Origin of the sequence: Thermodesulfomicrobium sp. WS, assembly GCF_027925145.1 — a bacterium.
Classification (GTDB): domain Bacteria; phylum Desulfobacterota; class Desulfovibrionia; order Desulfovibrionales; family Desulfomicrobiaceae; genus Thermodesulfomicrobium.
Genome location: NZ_AP027130.1, coordinates 171446 through 188002, shown reverse-complemented (window position 1 = coordinate 188002; position 16557 = coordinate 171446). Strand labels below are relative to the sequence as shown.

The 16557-nt window shown below is 59.3% G+C and carries 13 protein-coding genes and 4 tRNA genes; all 17 read left to right on the top strand.

Annotated features, from left to right (window positions below; genetic code table 11):
* The first annotated feature begins 3 nt into the window (after positions 1–3).
* Positions 4–1065, top strand: coding sequence for a peptide chain release factor 1 (prfA, locus tag QMF81_RS01015; RefSeq protein WP_281751166.1), 1062 nt, complete (start codon positions 4–6; stop codon positions 1063–1065).
* A 9-nt stretch (positions 1066–1074) separates the two neighbouring features.
* Positions 1075–1908, top strand: coding sequence for a peptide chain release factor N(5)-glutamine methyltransferase (gene prmC / locus QMF81_RS01010; protein WP_281751164.1), 834 nt, complete (start codon positions 1075–1077; stop codon positions 1906–1908).
* Between the two features lie 94 nt (positions 1909–2002).
* The gene (gene lpxC, locus QMF81_RS01005) at positions 2003–2962 is read left to right on the top strand and encodes a UDP-3-O-acyl-N-acetylglucosamine deacetylase (protein ID WP_281751162.1); all 960 of its coding nucleotides are present in this window, start codon (positions 2003–2005) and stop codon (positions 2960–2962) included.
* Between the two features lie 128 nt (positions 2963–3090).
* Positions 3091–3166: transfer RNA gene (locus tag QMF81_RS01000), tRNA-Thr, on the top strand.
* A gap of 13 nt (positions 3167–3179) precedes the next feature.
* Positions 3180–3265, top strand: a tRNA-Tyr gene (locus tag QMF81_RS00995).
* Between the two features lie 52 nt (positions 3266–3317).
* Positions 3318–3394 (top strand) — tRNA-Gly (locus tag QMF81_RS00990).
* A gap of 113 nt (positions 3395–3507) precedes the next feature.
* A complete protein-coding gene (tuf, locus tag QMF81_RS00985) occupies positions 3508–4701 on the top strand; it encodes an elongation factor Tu (RefSeq protein ID WP_281751139.1) in 1194 nt (397 codons plus the stop codon).
* 3 nt (positions 4702–4704) lie between these two features.
* Positions 4705–4854 (top strand): 50S ribosomal protein L33, encoded by a 150-nt coding sequence (gene rpmG / locus QMF81_RS00980; protein ID WP_281751160.1) that lies wholly within the window; start codon positions 4705–4707, stop codon positions 4852–4854.
* Positions 4855–4898: 44 nt separating this feature from the next.
* Positions 4899–4974: transfer RNA gene (locus tag QMF81_RS00975), tRNA-Trp, on the top strand.
* Positions 4975–4999: 25 nt separating this feature from the next.
* Complete coding sequence (gene secE, locus QMF81_RS00970) at positions 5000–5233, top strand: preprotein translocase subunit SecE (RefSeq protein ID WP_281751158.1); 234 nt, start codon at positions 5000–5002, stop codon at positions 5231–5233.
* Positions 5234–5246: 13 nt separating this feature from the next.
* Positions 5247–5798 (top strand): transcription termination/antitermination protein NusG, encoded by a 552-nt coding sequence (nusG, locus tag QMF81_RS00965; protein WP_281752889.1) that lies wholly within the window; start codon positions 5247–5249, stop codon positions 5796–5798.
* 24 nt (positions 5799–5822) lie between these two features.
* On the top strand, positions 5823–6245 hold the full coding sequence (rplK, locus tag QMF81_RS00960; protein ID WP_281751157.1) for a 50S ribosomal protein L11: 423 nt from the start codon (positions 5823–5825) through the stop codon (positions 6243–6245).
* 13 nt (positions 6246–6258) lie between these two features.
* Positions 6259–6960, top strand: coding sequence for a 50S ribosomal protein L1 (gene rplA, locus QMF81_RS00955; protein ID WP_281751155.1), 702 nt, complete (start codon positions 6259–6261; stop codon positions 6958–6960).
* 108 nt (positions 6961–7068) lie between these two features.
* On the top strand, positions 7069–7590 hold the full coding sequence (rplJ, locus tag QMF81_RS00950) for a 50S ribosomal protein L10 (protein ID WP_281751153.1): 522 nt from the start codon (positions 7069–7071) through the stop codon (positions 7588–7590).
* A gap of 30 nt (positions 7591–7620) precedes the next feature.
* Positions 7621–8007: a 50S ribosomal protein L7/L12 gene (rplL, locus tag QMF81_RS00945; protein ID WP_281751151.1), complete on the top strand. Its 387-nt coding sequence runs from the start codon at positions 7621–7623 to the stop codon at positions 8005–8007.
* 157 nt (positions 8008–8164) lie between these two features.
* Positions 8165–12271 (top strand): DNA-directed RNA polymerase subunit beta, encoded by a 4107-nt coding sequence (gene rpoB / locus QMF81_RS00940; protein ID WP_281751149.1) that lies wholly within the window; start codon positions 8165–8167, stop codon positions 12269–12271.
* A gap of 47 nt (positions 12272–12318) precedes the next feature.
* Positions 12319–16473 carry a DNA-directed RNA polymerase subunit beta' gene (gene rpoC / locus QMF81_RS00935; protein WP_281751147.1) on the top strand — a complete coding sequence of 1385 codons (4155 nt, stop codon included), beginning with the start codon at positions 12319–12321 and terminating at the stop codon, positions 16471–16473.
* The last annotated feature ends 84 nt before the right edge of the window (positions 16474–16557 follow it).

Here is a 16557-nt window from a genome sequence, read left to right as displayed (position 1 = left end):
GGCATGCTCCACAAGATCGAGTCGTTGGTCGCCACCTTCCGGGACTTGGAGCGGGAGCTCGCTGCCCCGGATGTGGTGGCCGACCCGGAGCGGTATAAAAAGCTCGCCAAGCGTCACGCGGAACTCGCAGAGATCGTTGCCGAGTACGAAGCGTATCGCGCTGCCCAAAGCCAGCTTGCCGAAGCGCGGGAGATGGCCAAAGATCCGGACCCCGAGCTTTCGGCGTTGGCGGCGGAAGAGGTGGCGGCGCTTGAGGCGCAGCTTGAGCAGCACTTGAGCCGTTTGAAAATCCTGCTTTTGCCCAAGGATCCGTTGGATGAGAAGAATATCATCCTGGAGATCCGTGCGGGCACCGGCGGCGAGGAGGCAGCGCTTTTCGCTGCAGACCTCTTTCGCATGTACAGCCGGTTTGCGGAATCCCAAGGGTGGCGCGTGGAAGTGGTGAGCGCCAGCGAGACCGGCACCGGCGGGTTCAAAGAAATCATTGCTTCCATCTCCGGGGACCGGGTGTATAGCCGCCTCAAGTATGAATCCGGCGCGCACCGGGTGCAGCGCGTTCCTGCCACGGAAAGCCAAGGGCGCATTCACACCTCGGCGGTCACGGTGGCCATTTTGCCGGAGGCCGAGGAAGTGGATGTGCATATCGATCCCAATGATATTCGGGTGGATGTCTTTCGTTCTTCCGGGCCGGGTGGACAGTCGGTGAATACCACGGATTCGGCTATTCGTATCACGCACTTGCCCACCGGCATCGTGGTGTCGTGTCAGGACGAAAAATCCCAACACAAGAACAAGGCCAAGGCCCTCAAGGTGCTCCGCTCGCGGCTGCTCCAGGCCGCTCAGGAAGAATCCAAGCGCGCCTATGACGAAACCCGCAAGGCACAGGTGGGTACCGGCGATCGGTCCGAGCGTATCCGCACCTACAACTTCCCCCAAGGCCGGGTGACCGACCACCGCATTAACCTCACTTTGTATAGCCTCGATCAAGTGATGGACGGCGGGCTCGATCCCATCATCGATGCCTTGATCCAACACTACCAGACAGAAGCCCTCAAAGAAGTCTAGCCCGCCCGCATGGCCCGCATCGCAGAGATCCTGGCCTATTGGGAAGGTCGATTCATGGAAGCGGGGGTGGATTCGCCGCGGCTTTCGGCGCAAGTCCTTTTGGCCCACGTGCTCGGCGTGGACCGGATTGCCGTACTCTTGGAGCGCGCGCAGCACCTGAGCGCGGAGGTGGAGGCCTCCATGGCGGCGCTGGCCATACGGCGCTTGCGCGGAGAGCCCGTGGCCTATCTGGTGGGGGAGAAGGAGTTTTACGGTCTTCCGCTGACGGTGTCGCCCGCAGTACTCATTCCGCGGCCGGAAACCGAAGGCATCGTGGATGTGGTGCGTCGGCATGTGCCTGCGGACGTTACGGGGTGGGTGGTGGATGTGGGGACCGGCAGCGGGGCCCTGGCCGTGGCCCTGGCCACGGTGCTCCCACAGGCGCGGGTGCTGGGGACGGATACGTCTGCTGCAGCGCTGCAGGTTGCTGCCGGCAACGTGCGGCGTCATCGTTTGGAGGGGCGCGTGTGCCTGGCGCGGATGGATCTGGTGAGCGGGGTGAACCTTGCACGCTGTACAGTCCTGGTGGCCAATTTGCCCTACGTGCCCCAGGGCCGGGAGCTGTCCCGAGAAGTGCTGCACTTCGAGCCGCATATCGCGCTTTTCGCCGGAGCCGATGGGCTTGAGGCATACCGACGGCTGCTGCCGCAGCTTGGGGGGATGTCCCCGGGCGCGCTTGTGGTGTGTGAGGTGGATGCCTCCCACGCCGAGGCGGCCCTGGCCCTCGTCCCAGGGCGAGCCCAGCATGCCTGGGTGGAGTTGGACCTTGCGGGACGTCCGCGGTACCTCATTGTTGTTTTCTAGCAACGATGCGGCGTTTTTTCGCAACGTCGAAGAACTGTTTTTTTGAGGGATCGCCCTGAAAAAGTCATTGGTTTTATTGGGTTGAGATTGTGGCATGATGGGTGCAAAAACCGCGGCCATGAAACGGGAAACAACACTCCTTTCTCCCTTCCGGTGTGCAGGCGTGGGGCTCCATAGCGGCGAGCGCGTGGAGATCATCGTGCGTCCGGCCCCGGCAGGCTCGGGGATCCGTTTTTCACTCCCCAGTCCTTCGGGAAGGGTCCTCGTGGCGCCGCGGCCGGACAACGTGGTGGCTACGGTGCTGGCAACCACCGTGGGGTGCGACCAGGCGCGGGTGGCGACCGTAGAGCATCTCTTGGCCGCCCTGGCAGGGATGGAAGTGGACAACGCCTTGGTGGAAGTCCATGGGGGGGAGATCCCCATCATGGATGGCAGCGCCCTGCGCTTTGCCCGGCTCATTGAGGCCGCAGGTGTGCGGCAGTTGGATGCGCCGCGGCGGGTGGCGCGCATCTGCCGCCCGGTAACCTTTGAAGACGGAGATCGCTCCATCCATGCCCATCCCTATCCTGGGTTGCGCATTGAGTACCGTATCCGCTTTCCCCATCCCAGTGTCGGGAGCCAGTCGTACTGCTTCGATGCCACCCCACAGTCTTTTTTGAAGGAAATCGCACCGGCGCGTACTTTTGGCTTTTTGCAGGATGTGGAGCGGCTGCGGGCGGCAGGCTTGGCGCGCGGAGGCTCGCTGGCCAATGCGGTGGTGCTTGGCGACGTCGGCGTCCTCAACCCCGAGGGCTTGCGTTTTGCCGATGAGATGGTGCGCCACAAGGTCCTCGACTTTTTGGGAGACATGGCGGTGGCGCCGTATCGGTTATGCGGCCGGTTCGTGGTGGAGCGCTCCGGCCATGAGGCCAACAATCGCTTCCTGCGGTGGCTCTTTGCCCATGCCGAACAGTATTTGACGTTGGGCGAGACTGAGGATCGCCGCTGGTTTTCTCCGGTGCAGTCGCCCATGCCTGCCCCATGGGGCTTGCACCCCTCGGGGGCAACGGCGTAGCTTGCGAAAAAAAGCGGAGTATGTCCGGGGCGGGGGTGCCCCGGATTTTTTTTGCACAAAATGCACGCGGTGGGCAAAAAAAGCTTGCCAAGTGCATGGGAACTCACTACAAGCGGCCTTCTCCGAGGGCTGGCGTAGCTCAACTGGCAGAGCAGCTGATTTGTAATCAGCAGGTTGCGGGTTCGAGTCCCATCGCCAGCTCCAAGGAAGTAGAGATGGAGGGGTTCCCGAGTGGCCAAAGGGAACAGACTGTAAATCTGTCGGCGGATGCCTTCGGAGGTTCGAATCCTCCCCCCTCCACCATACGCAGTAGGAGACAGTTCCGAGCTGTTGTTTGACTACGAAGAATCGCCGGGCGGGAGTAGCTCAAGTGGCTAGAGCATCAGCCTTCCAAGCTGAGGGTTGTGGGTTCGAGTCCCATTTCCCGCTCCACTTGTTTTTCTTCTGCAACTCGTCCGCTCTGAAGTTTCGTGTCCTGCAGCGTAGCCCATAAAGCGTAATACTTGGGGATATATATTCTTTTTTTCTGAGAGGGGGCAAAGATTATGGCGAAGCAGAAGTTTGAACGGAAGAAGCCGCACGTCAACATTGGCACCATTGGTCACATTGACCATGGGAAGACGACGCTGACGGCAGCGATCACGAAGATTGCGAGCATGCGTGGGCATGGCCAGTACGTGGGTTTTGATCAGATCGACAAGGCTCCGGAAGAGAAGGAGCGCGGTATTACCATTGCGACGGCGCACGTGGAGTACGAGACCGAGAAGCGGCACTATGCGCATGTGGATTGCCCGGGGCACGCGGACTACATCAAGAACATGATTACGGGTGCGGCGCAGATGGACGGTGCCATCATCGTGGTGGCGGCCACCGATGGTCCCATGCCGCAGACCCGGGAGCACATTCTTTTGGCTCGTCAGGTGGGGGTGCCCTACCTGGTGGTGTTCCTCAACAAGGTGGACCTTGTGGATGACGAGGAGCTCATCGAGCTGGTGGAGATGGAAGTGCGGGAGCTTCTGACCAAGTACGAGTTCCCTGGGGACGAGGTGCCGGTGATCCGCGGCTCGGCGCTCAAGGCATTGGAGTGTGAGTCCATCGATTCTCCGGACGCCAAGCCCATTTTGGAGCTTCTGGACGCATGCGACAGCTATATTCCGGACCCGGTGCGCGAGATCGACAAGCCGTTTTTGATGCCCATTGAAGACGTGTTTTCCATTTCCGGCCGTGGCACGGTGGTGACCGGTCGTGTGGAGCGCGGTGTGATCAAGGTGGGCGACGAAGTGGAGATTGTGGGTTTCCGGGAGACCCGCAAGACCACGTGTACGGGCGTGGAGATGTTCCGCAAGCTGCTTGACGAAGGTCAGGCGGGTGACAACATCGGTGCGCTGTTGCGTGGTGTGAAGCGTGACGAGGTGGAGCGTGGTCAGGTGTTGGCCAAGCCGGGTTCCATCACGCCGCACACCAAGTTTGTGGCCGAGGTGTATGTCCTGAGCAAGGAAGAAGGCGGTCGTCATACGCCGTTCTTCTCGGGCTATCGTCCGCAGTTTTACTTCCGCACCACGGATGTGACGGGAGTGGTGACCCTCAACGAGGGTGTGGAGATGGTGATGCCGGGGGACAACACCACGTTCCACGTGCAGCTCATCAATCCTGTGGCCATGGAGAAGGGTCTGCGTTTCGCCATCCGCGAGGGTGGTCGTACCGTGGGCGCTGGCGTGGTCTCGGAAATCGTGGAGTAAGTCATGCGCATCCAGATCCATCTCGCCTGCACTGAATGCAAGCGGAAGAATTATTCGACGGAAAAGAACAAGAAGAACACCACGGCGAAGCTGGAGCTCAAGAAGTATTGCCCCTTCGATCGCCGGCACACCGTGCATCGCGAGACGAAATAGGAATGGAAGGGGAGTGTATGCGCTCCCCTTTCCCTGAATACTGCAGGCCAGTAGCTCTAACGGTAGAGCATCGGATTCCAAATCCGAGGGCTGGGGGTTCGAATCCCTCCTGGCCTGCCATCTTTTTCTCTTCACGACGACCCCAATGAAAAAACATCCCGAAGAAAAAGTCGAGGCGTCCGCGGGAACCCAACGCATCGAGGCCCTGAAGCACTACTTTGAGCAGGCACGTGTCGAGCTGAAGAAGGTCGTCTTCCCTTCCCGGCAGGAAACCGTGGCCACGAGTGTTGCGGTGGTGGTCTTGGTGACGGTGGTGGCCGTATTTTTGGGTTTGGTGGATTTTATCCTGGCCAAGCTCATGCAGGCCCTGCTGTCGTGAGGATATGGGCATCATGGAACACACAACGGAGAAACCGAAGGCGCGGTGGTACATCGTTCATACCTATTCCGGGTATGAGCAGCGGGTGGAGCAGACCATCAAAGAGATGATCCGCACCGGGGCGGCCAAAGGCCTGGTGGAAGAGGTGGTGGTCCCCACCGAGAGGGTCGTGGAGTTGGTGAAGGGACAGAAGCGTACCTCCACGCGGAAATTCTATCCTGGCTACGTCATGGTGAAGATGGTCTTCAATGACGAGTCGTGGCATATGATCCAGAGTATTCCTCGCGTGACGGGTTTTGTGGGCGGTAAAAGCCGTCCGACGCCCCTTACGGATCGCGAAGCGGAACGTATTCTGGCCACCATGGAATCTCGGCAGGAGCAGCCACGTCCGAAATTTCATTTTGAGCGCGGCGATGATGTGCGCGTTATTGACGGGCCGTTTGCCAATTTCAATGGCGTGGTGGAAGAAGTGAATTACGACAAGGGGAAACTTCGCGTTTCCGTTTCTATTTTTGGCAGGCAAACCCCGGTGGAGCTGGATTTTATTCAGGTCAGCAAGGGGTAATACTGGGAAATAGGGAGAAAGCGTATGGCCAAGAAAGTCACCGCGATTGTTAAGCTACAGCTTCCCGCGGGAGCCGCGAACCCGTCGCCGCCAGTCGGTCCGGCGTTGGGTCAACACGGCGTCAACATCATGGAGTTCTGCAAGGCTTATAACGCCAAGACGCAGAACCAGAAGGGGATGATCATCCCCGTAGAGATCACCATTTACCAGGACCGGTCTTTTACCTTTGTGACCAAGACGCCGCCGGCGGCGGTGCTGCTCATGAAGGCCGCCAAGGTGGAGAAAGGTTCCGGTGAGCCCAACAAGAAGAAGGTGGGCACGGTGACCATGAGTCAGATTGAGGAGATCGCCAAGCTCAAGATGCCCGATCTTTCGGCGTATGACTTGGAGGCCGCGTGCCGGACCATTTTGGGAACGGCCAAGAGCATGGGAATCGAAGTGCAGTAGGAGAGGACGAGATATGCCGAAGCATGGAAAAAAAGTGCGTCAGGCCTATGAGGGTATTGATCGCCTCAAGGCCTATGAGGCTTCTGATGCCTTGGGTCTCGTCCTGGAGCGTGCCTTCGCCAAGTTCGACGAGACTGTGGATGTCGCCGTGAATTTGGGGGTGAACCCCAAGTATTCCGATCAGATGGTGCGTGGTGCCGTCTCTTTGCCTCATGGTTTGGGCAAGACGGTGCGCGTGGTCGCCTTCTGTAAGGGAGAAAATGAAGAGAAGGCGCGCGCAGCTGGCGCCATCGAGGCGGGCGGCGATGACCTGGTGGAAAAGATTCGCGGCGGCTGGTTGGAATTCGACAAGGCCGTGGCGACTCCGGACATGATGGGGGTTGTGGGCAAGATCGGGAAGATTCTTGGCCCGCGCGGCCTCATGCCCAACGCCAAGACGGGCACCGTGACCTTTGACTTGGAGAATGCCATCAAGGAACTGTTGGCCGGTAAGGTGGAATTCCGCGTGGACAAGGCCGGCGTGGTGCATGCCCCCATCGGCAAGGTTTCCTTTGGTGTGGAGAAGCTTTTGGGCAATATGCGGGTGTTGGTGGATGCCCTGGTCAAGCTTAAACCTGCCTCGGCCAAGGGGACATACCTCAAGGCCATTTCGGTGTCCTCGACCATGGGGCCGGGCATCAAGGTGGACGTGGCGAGCCTGCGCCGGGCTGAATAGTGTTCCCCATAAGCAAGGAAGATGAGTCCGAGAGAGCAGGCGGGCAACCTTAATATCCTGCGGAGACTCGCGGCTCATTCTGCCTGAAGCGTAAGCAAGAGGTGACGTGTGGATAGGGCAGAAAAAGGCAAGATCATTGAAGGCCTGAAGGACCGTGCCGAGCGGGCGCAGGTGGCCATTGTGACCGATTTTCAAGGTCTCTCCGTGGCCCAACTGACTCCGCTGCGGGCGAAGCTCCATGAGGCCGGCTGCGACTACCAGGTGGTCAAAAACACCTTGGCGCGGCTTGCGTTCAGCCAGACCCCGCACAATGTGCTGGGAGAGAAGCTGAAGTACAGCTGTGCAGTGGCTTTTGGCTACGACGATCCCGTGGTCGCTGCCAAAGTTGTGGTGGAGTTTGCAAAGAAGAACGATAAGTTTTCGGTGCGTTGCGCGAGCCTCAACGGCAAGTTGCTCGACGAGGCGGCGGTAAAGGCCCTTTCCGACCTGCCGAGCCGCGAACAGCTGCTGGCGCAGGTCCTGGGCACCATGAACGCCGTGCCGCAGAACTTCGTATGCCTCTTTGCCAACGTCCTGCGGGGCATGCTCAATGTCTTGAGCGCCCTGAAGGAAAAGAAAGAACAAGAATGAGCCAATCCGTGTACTTTTGAGGAGGAAACAATGTCCGGTATTACCAAAGAACAGGTCGTCGAGTTCATTGCCAACATGACCGTGCTCGAACTCGCGGAGTTCATCAAGGAATTGGAAGAAAAGTTCGGTGTCTCTGCTGCTGCCCCGGTGGCTGCAGTGGCCATGGCTCCGGTGGCTGGGGCTGAGGCTGCCCCGGTGGAAGAGAAGACCGAATTTGACGTGGTGCTCAAGGATGCCGGCGCCAACAAGATCGGTGTCATCAAGGTGGTGCGCGCACTCACCAATCTGGGTCTGAAAGAGGCCAAGGCCAAAGTGGACGAGACCCCCTCGGTGATTCTCGAGGCTGTCTCCAAGGACGCCGCCGCGGATGCCAAGAAGCAGTTGGAAGAGGCCGGCGCGCAAGTTGAAGTTAAGTAAGCTTTTGTCCTTCGCACATTCGCTTTCCGTAAAGAGTGTAAGGGGCGACTCTTACACTCTTTACGCCTTTTTTTGATTTTTTCCCTACCCGAAGGGCCTTGTCCTCAAGACCGCTCAGCTCTTGCCTGCCCAGCAACATCTTTTCCGAGGGGAAACGATGAAAAAATTGATCAAAAAATTCGGACGAATCAAAGACTCCGTGTCCCTTCCCCACCTGCTTAGCCTGCAACTGGACTCCTATATCAAATTTCTTCAGGCCGATGTTCCCCCGAGCATGCGCGCCAATACAGGCTTGGAGGGCGTGTTTCGTTCGGTCTTTCCTATACATGACTTCAACAATACTGCTACGCTGGAATACGTCAGCTACGAAATATTGCCGCCGAAATATGATGTCGATGAGTGTATCGCCAAGGGGCTGACGTATGAAGCGCCGCTGCGCCTCAAGGTCCGACTGGCGGTGTATGATGTTGATGAAGAAACCGGTGCCCGCTCTATTCACGATATCAAGGAGCAGGACCTTTACTTTGGCACCATCCCGCTCATTACACCTAAAGGCACCTTTTTGGTGAACGGCACCGAGCGGGTCATCGTCAACCAGTTGCAGCGTTCCCCCGGCGTATTGTTCGAGCATGACTCAGGCAAGACGCATTCGAGCCGCAAGGTGCTCTACAGTTGTCGCATCATTCCCATGCGTGGCTCATGGCTGGATTTTGATTTCGACCACAAAGATATCCTTTACGTGCGTATCGATCGCCGCCGCAAGATGCCGGTGACGATTTTGCTCAAGGCCATGGGCATGAGCACCGAAGATATCCTGGCGTACTTTTATCAGCCAGAGACATTCCGTCTGGACGGCGATCGGGTGCTGCGCAAGGTCGAGGAATACAATTTGCGCCGCGAATCCGCCTATGAGGATATCGTGGAGCCAGGTGGCAAGGTGCTCGTGGCTGCGGGCAAGCCCATCACCCGTGGGGCGTGGCAGCGCATGCGCCGGGCAGGGATCGAATACTATGCCGTGCGTCCCGAGTCTTTGGAGACCGAATACGCCATGCGGGACATCGTGCACCCCGAGACCGGCGAGGTGCTCATTCGCGCCGGCCAGCCTTTGGTGGCGGGCGCGGTGGAACGCTGTCGCGAGGCCGGAATCACGGAGTTTGCCTGTATCTTCTGCACTGGGCCGGAAGTGTCCACGGCCATTCGGGATACCTTGGATCTGGACAAGTGCGAAGACATGGAGGCTGCACAGATCGAGATCTACAAACGTCTGCGCCCCAGCTCGCCCCCCACGCCCGAGGTGGCGGCAACCTTTTTCGACAACCTGTTCCGCAATCCGGATTACTACGATCTTTCGGCCGTGGGCCGCTACAAGCTCAACGCCCGCTTGGGGCTCGATCTCCCCATCGATCATCGCACCCTCAGCAACGAAGACATTTTCCGGGCCATCAAAAAACTGGTGCACCTCAAGGATACCCATGGCCCGGCCGATGACATCGACCACTTGGGCAACCGCCGGGTGCGTCCGGTGGGCGAGCTGGTGGAAAACCAGTACCGCATCGGTTTGGTGCGCATGGAGCGGGCCATCAAGGAGCGCATGAGCCTGCAGGAAGTCTCGACCCTCATGCCCCATGACCTGGTGAACCCCAAGCCGGTGACTGCGGTACTCAAGGAGTTCTTCGGCACCTCCCAGCTTTCCCAGTTCATGGATCAGACCAACCCGCTTTCGGAAGTGACCCATAAGCGCCGCCTTTCGGCCTTGGGGCCTGGCGGTCTGACCCGCGAGCGGGCAGGGTTCGAGGTCCGCGACGTCCATGTGAGCCATTACGGACGCATTTGCCCCATCGAGACCCCGGAAGGCCCCAACATCGGCCTGATCGTCTCCCTGACGACCCATGCCCAGGTCAATGACTTTGGATTCATCGAGACCCCGTACCGGGTGGTCCGCGAAGGCAAGATTACTGACGAGGTACGGTATTTCGACGCTTCCGAGGAGGCAGGCCAAGTCATCGCCCAGGCCAACGCCCGCTTTGACCCGGAAACCAAAGAGTTTCTGGACCCCCTCATCGAGGCGCGCGTGGACGGCGAAGTGGCCTTGGTGCCTCGCGAGGAAGTGACCCTCATGGACATTTCCCCGAGCCAGATCGTGTCCATCTCTTCGGCGCTCATCCCCTTCTTGGAGCATGACGACGCCAACCGTGCCCTCATGGGTTCCAACATGCAGCGTCAGGCCGTGCCGCTTTTGCGTGCGGAAGAGCCCTTGGTGGGGACCGGTATCGAGGGCGTGGTGGCCCGGGATTCTGGGGCGTGCCTTCTGGCGGAGGCCGATGGGGTCGTCAGCTATGTGGATGCCGAGCGTATCGTCGTGGCCTATGACGACGCCGACCTTTTTCCGCAAACCGGAGGGGTGCGGTTCTACGACCTCCAGAAATTCCACAAATCCAACCAGAATAGCTGCTTTGGGCAGAAGCCGCGGGTACGCATCGGCGATCGCGTGCGCAAAGGTGATATCCTTGCCGATGGGCCGGCCATCAAAGATGGCGAGCTCGCCCTGGGGAAGAACCTCTTGGTGGCGTTCATGCCTTGGTGCGGATACAATTACGAAGACTCCATCCTCATCTCCGAGCGCATGCTCAAGGAGGACGTCTATACCTCCATCCATATCGAGGAGTTCGATGTCTTCGCCCGGGATACCAAATTGGGTCCGGAAGAGATCACCCGGGACATCCCCAATGTGGGCGAAGATATGCTCCGCAACCTCGACGACAGCGGCATCATCCGCATCGGCGCTCGGGTCAAGGCGGAAGACATCTTGGTGGGCAAGATCACGCCCAAGGGGGAGACACAGCTCACTCCCGAAGAGCGCTTGCTGCGTGCCATCTTCGGTGACAAGGCCCGGGATGTGAAAAACACCTCCCTCAAGGTGCCGCCGGGGATCGAGGGGACGGTGGTCGACGTCAAGGTGTTCAACCGCCGCTCCGGAGAAAAGGACGAGCGCGCCAAGGAGATCGAGCGCTATGAGTTGGACCGCCTCGATCAACGGGAGCAGCTCTATATCGCCAGCCTGACCCAACGCACTCGGGAACGTATTTGGGAGATTTGCAAGAACAAGATCGTCTCCAAGAGTGTCCCAGGCAAACGCAAGGGCGAGGTCATCCTGGAAGCTGGCCAGCCCATGCGCTGGGAGGTTCTGCAGGAACTGCCTGTCAAGAAGCTTGCCGGGCTGTTTGCGGCCAAGGAGACCAACGAAGCTGTGAAGGTCATGCTGGAGCAGTATGACCTTCAGGTCAAATTCATCAAAGACTACTACGACAATAAACGTGCCAAGGTCACGGAAGGCGATGACCTGCCCCCGGGCGTCATCAAGATGGTCAAGGTGTACATCGCGGTGAAGCGTAAACTCAGCGTCGGAGACAAGATGGCCGGCCGCCACGGCAACAAGGGCGTGGTGTCCAACATCCTCCCTGAGGAGGACATGCCGTTTTTCGCTGACGGCACACCCGTGGACGTGGTCCTCAACCCCTTGGGCGTGCCCTCGCGCATGAACATCGGGCAGATCATGGAGACCCATTTGGGATGGGCCGCCAAGGGGCTGGGCGAACAGATCGCGGCCCTGGTGGAACGCGGCGAACACGTGCGGGTGGTGCGTGAAGAGATGAAGGCCATCTTTGACGCCCCGGAGACCCAGGAGCTCATCGACTCCATGGAGGACGAGGAGCTTTTGGAGACGGCGCGCGCCCTCAAAAAGGGTATCGTCATGAAGACCCCGGTCTTTGATGGCGCCCACGAAGAGGAGATCTGGGCGCTTTTGCAGAAGGCCGGCCTCCCTGACGATGGCAAGGCCCTGCTCTATGACGGCCGTACCGGCGAGCCCTTCTACAGCCGGGTCACGGTGGGCTACATGTACTACCTGAAGCTCCACCATCTGGTGGACGAAAAGATCCATGCCCGCTCCACGGGCCCCTATTCCTTGGTCACGCAGCAGCCGCTGGGCGGCAAGGCCCAGTTCGGCGGTCAGCGCCTGGGCGAGATGGAAGTATGGGCCTTGGAGGCGTATGGCGCTGCCTATCTCTTGCAGGAATTCCTCACCGTCAAATCCGACGACGTCAACGGGCGCGTGAAGATGTACGAGAAGATCGTCAAGGGTTCCAATTTCTTGGAAAGCGGCATGCCGGAGTCGTTCAACGTTTTGGTGAAGGAAATGATGGCCTTGGGTCTGGAGGTGTCCCTGATTGAAGAGGACTCCAAAAAGCGCGTCAAGCGCAAGTAAGATGGCTCTTTCAGGATATATAACGGCCAACCCGCGAGGATTGCAGTATGACCCTAGATGACCTTTTTACCCAGCGTGGCAGTGCCACTACGCTGTTCAATAGCCAGAATCTGAAGGCCATCGGCATCAGTCTCGCCTCCCCAGAAAAGATCCGTGAATGGTCGTATGGCGAGGTGAAAAAGCCGGAGACCATCAACTATAGAACCTTTAAGCCGGAGCGAGATGGCCTTTTCTGTGCCAAGATTTTCGGACCGGTAAAGGATTACGAGTGTAATTGCGGCAAATATAAGCGCATGAAGCATCGGGGTATCGTGTGCGAAAAGTGCGGCGTGGAAGTCATCGCTTCCAAGGTTCGCCGTGAGCGCATGGGGCATATCGAGCTTGCGGCCCCTGTGGCGCACATCTGGTTCCTCAAGTCGCTTCCCTCCAAGATCGGAACATTGCTCGACATGACCATGGCCGATCTGGAGAAGGTGCTCTATTTCGATTCGTATATTATCTTGGATCCCGGAGAGACGACACTGCAGAAAAAACAGGTCATCTCCGAAGAGCAGTATTTCCAGATCTTGGATCATTACGGGGAAGACGCCATCAAGGTGGGCATGGGCGCAGAGTCCATCAAGCTGCTGTTGCAAGAGCTTGATCTGCCCACATTGCGGGTGCAACTGCGCGAGGAGTCGCAAACCACCCGCTCGGTAACCAAGAAGAAAAAGATCGCCAAGCGGCTCAAGATCATTGAGGCCTTTCTCGAGTCTGGCAATAAGCCTGAGTGGATGATCCTCGACGTCATCCCGGTCATTCCGCCGGAGCTCCGGCCTTTGGTGCCTTTGGATGGTGGCCGGTTCGCCACTTCGGACCTGAACGACCTCTATCGTCGGGTCATCAACCGCAACAACCGTCTGAAGCGTCTCTTGGAACTCGGCGCCCCGGATATCATTATCCGCAACGAAAAGCGCATGCTCCAGGAGTCGGTGGACGCCTTGTTCGACAACGGCCGCCGCGGCCGGGCCATTACGGGCACCAATGGTCGTCCTCTCAAGTCCTTGTCGGATATGATCAAGGGCAAGCAGGGGCGTTTCCGTCAGAACCTCTTGGGCAAGCGGGTGGACTACTCGGGCCGTTCCGTGATCGTGGTGGGGCCGTCCTTGAAGCTCCACCAATGTGGTCTTCCCAAGAAAATGGCCTTGGAGCTTTTCAAGCCGTTTGTGTACGCCAAGCTGGAAGAGCGCGGTATTGCGAGCACCATCAAGAGCGCGAAAAAGATGGTGGAGCGCGAAGATGTGGCGGTGTGGGACGTGCTCGAGGAAGTGGTGCGCGAATATCCGATCCTGCTCAACCGCGCTCCTACCTTGCATCGCTTGGGTATTCAGGCCTTTGAGCCCCTGTTGGTGGAAGGCAAGGCCATCCGGCTGCATCCGCTCGTGTGCACGGCCTTCAACGCCGACTTCGACGGTGACCAGATGGCGGTGCACGTGCCACTGTCCATCGAGGCGCAGATCGAGTGCCGCGTGCTCATGATGAGCTCCAACAACATCCTGTCGCCGGCCAACGGTTCGCCCATTATCGTTCCCTCCCAGGATATCGTGCTTGGGCTGTACTTTTTGACCGTGGAGCGCCCCTTTGGGAAGGGTGAAGGCATGGTCTTCGCCGATCCCGGCGAAGTCATCTGCGCCCTGGATGCCGGCCACTTGGATCTGCATTCCCGCATCAAGGTCCGCATCGACGGCCAATTGGTGCCTACGACACCGGGCCGCATCCTGGTGCGCGAGATCGTGCCGCCGCAGGTGCCTTTCGACGTCTATAATCGGGAGCTGAGCAAAAAAGCCATCGGCCGTCTGGTGGGCGAGGCCTACCGCCTGGCTGGCACCAAGGCCACGGTGCTTTTGTGCGACAAACTCAAGGACCTGGGCTACGAATACTCCACGCGCGCCGGCTTTACGGTGTGCGTCAAGGACCTCACCATCCCGGCCAAGAAGGAGGAGATCCTGGCCCGTTCGTATGCCGAAGTGGCGGACATCGAGCAGCAGTACCGTGACGGCATCATCACGCGTACGGAAAAGTACAACAAGGTGGTGGACGTCTGGAGTAAGGCGACCACCGAGGTCACGGAAGAGCTGATGCGCGTCCTCAAGTACGAGGAACTCACGGATCCCAAGACCGGGAAGACCGAGAAATGCCACAGCTTCAACTCGGTGTTCATGATGGCCAACTCCGGTGCTCGTGGTAATCAGGACCAGATCCGTCAGTTGGCGGGCATGCGCGGCCTCATGGCCAAGCCTTCGGGCGAGATCATCGAAACGTCGATTACGAGCTGTTTCCGCGAAGGGCTCACGGTGCTCCAGTACTTCACCTCCACCCATGGTGCACGCAAGGGGTTGGCGGACACGGCGCTCAAAACCGCCAACTCCGGATATTTGACGCGTCGCTTGGTGGACGTGGTACAGGACGTCATCGTCAGCGAGTATGACTGCAAGACCGTGGATGGTATTGAGCTCACCCACGTGAGCAAGGGCGGCGAGATCACGGTGCGCTTGAGCGAGCGGGTCTTGGGCCGCGTGGCCATGTACGATGTGGCGGACCCTGAAACCGGTGAGATCTTCATCAAGGCCAACGAGCTCATTACCGAGGACCTCGTGGCCGAGATCGAGCGGCGCGGCGTGGCGGCCATCACCATTCGTTCGGCCTTGACCTGTAAGGCCCGTCACGGCGTGTGCGCCCTGTGCTATGGCCGTGATCTGGCCCGCGGACATTTGGTCAACGTGGGCGAGGCCGTGGGCATCATCGCCGCCCAGTCCATCGGTGAGCCGGGGACACAGCTCACCATGCGGACCTTCCACATCGGTGGCACGGCTCACAAGGAAGTGGAGCAGAACCGCTATGTGGCCATCAACAAGGGCCGTGTTGTCCTGTCGCGGGTGCGCACCGTGGTCAATGACCGGGGCGAGCGCTTGGTGCTCGGCAAAAGTGGCCAATTGCGCATCGTGGATGACACGGGCGTGGAGCGGGAGAAGTATCCCTTGCCGTCGGGCGCCAAGCTCTTTGTGGAGGCCGGCGCCGAGGTGAAGAAGGGGGACGTGCTCGCCGAGTGGGATCCCTTCAACGAACCCTTCCTGGCGGATGTGGACGGCGTGGTCAGCTTCCATGACATCGTGGAAGGTCGTACGGTGCAGGAAAAGATCGACGAGACCACGGGCAAGACGACGCTGACCATCATGGAGTTCCGCTCCTCCAACTATCGTCCCCGTATCTCGGTCTGCGATGCCCACGGCGCGACCAAGCTGCGGCCCGACAGCGGCACCGAGGCGGTGTACACCTTGCCGGTGGGTGCCATTCTCATGGTGCGCGACGGCGACGCGGTGCGGCCGGGCGATGTGCTCGCCCGCAAACCGCGCGAAACCTCCAAGACCAAGGACATCGTGGGTGGTTTGCCGCGGGTGGCCGAGCTCTTCGAAGTGCGCAAGCCCAAGGATCAGGCGGTCATCACCGAGATCGACGGCGTGGTGAGCTTTGGGCCGGACTCCAAGGGCAAGCGGAAGATCATCGTGGAGCCCGAGGTGGGCGAGCCCCGGGTGTATCTCATCCCCAAGGGTAAGCACATCACCGTGGCCGAGGGCGACTTCGTGGAATGCGGCGAGCCGCTCACCGAAGGGCACCCGGATCTCCACGACCTTCTGCGCATCAAAGGCGAGAAGTACCTGGCCGCCTACCTGGTGGACGGCGTTCAGGACGTATATCGATTCCAGGGCGTATACATCAACGATAAGCACATCGAACTGATCGTCCGCCAGATGCTGCGCAAGGTCACGGTGCTCGAACCCGGAGACACTGGCTTCCTCATGGGCGAGCAGGTGGACAAGAACCGGTTTTTCCGGACCAACGCCAAGGTCATGGCTTCCGGGCAGCGTCCCGCCACGGCCGAGCCGTTGGTGTTGGGGATTACCCAGGCGTCGTTGACCACGGAGTCCTTCATTTCGGCGGCGTCGTTCCAGGAAACCACCAAGGTGCTCACCGAGGCGGCGCTTTTGGCCAAGAAGGACTATCTCTACGGCCTCAAGGAAAATGTCATTGTGGGACGTTTGGTCAATGCCGGTTCGGGCTTCCGAGCCTACGTCCACAGCGACATCGTGGTGCCGGAGCAACCGGAGAGCCCGGATAAGTTTTTGGAAGAGTTGGAAAAGGACCCGTACCTGGTGGATGAATGAGTGCCAGGGCCAGGGACTAGTTGTTGACAAGGGACGGGGGGCATGAATATGCTACCCCTTCTCGAAAAGTTCACTCAAGGGAGA

Bases quoted from the DNA above. Each gene is read 5' to 3' on its own strand.
- secE (WP_281751158.1), top strand. From the start codon at position 5,000: ATGAAAAAACATCCCGAAGAAAAAGTCGAGGCGTCCGCGGGAACCCAA.
- nusG (WP_281752889.1), top strand. From the start codon at position 5,247: ATGGAACACACAACGGAGAAACCGAAGGCGCGGTGGTACATCGTTCAT.
- prmC (WP_281751164.1), top strand. From the start codon at position 1,075: ATGGCCCGCATCGCAGAGATCCTGGCCTATTGGGAAGGTCGATTCATG.
- rpmG (WP_281751160.1), top strand. From the start codon at position 4,705: ATGCGCATCCAGATCCATCTCGCCTGCACTGAATGCAAGCGGAAGAAT.
- rpoC (WP_281751147.1), top strand. From the start codon at position 12,319: ATGACCCTAGATGACCTTTTTACCCAGCGTGGCAGTGCCACTACGCTG.
- rplA (WP_281751155.1), top strand. From the start codon at position 6,259: ATGCCGAAGCATGGAAAAAAAGTGCGTCAGGCCTATGAGGGTATTGAT.
- prfA (WP_281751166.1), top strand. From the start codon at position 4: ATGCTCCACAAGATCGAGTCGTTGGTCGCCACCTTCCGGGACTTGGAG.
- tuf (WP_281751139.1), top strand. From the start codon at position 3,508: ATGGCGAAGCAGAAGTTTGAACGGAAGAAGCCGCACGTCAACATTGGC.
- rplL (WP_281751151.1), top strand. From the start codon at position 7,621: ATGTCCGGTATTACCAAAGAACAGGTCGTCGAGTTCATTGCCAACATG.
- rpoB (WP_281751149.1), top strand. From the start codon at position 8,165: ATGAAAAAATTGATCAAAAAATTCGGACGAATCAAAGACTCCGTGTCC.
- lpxC (WP_281751162.1), top strand. From the start codon at position 2,003: ATGATGGGTGCAAAAACCGCGGCCATGAAACGGGAAACAACACTCCTT.
- rplK (WP_281751157.1), top strand. From the start codon at position 5,823: ATGGCCAAGAAAGTCACCGCGATTGTTAAGCTACAGCTTCCCGCGGGA.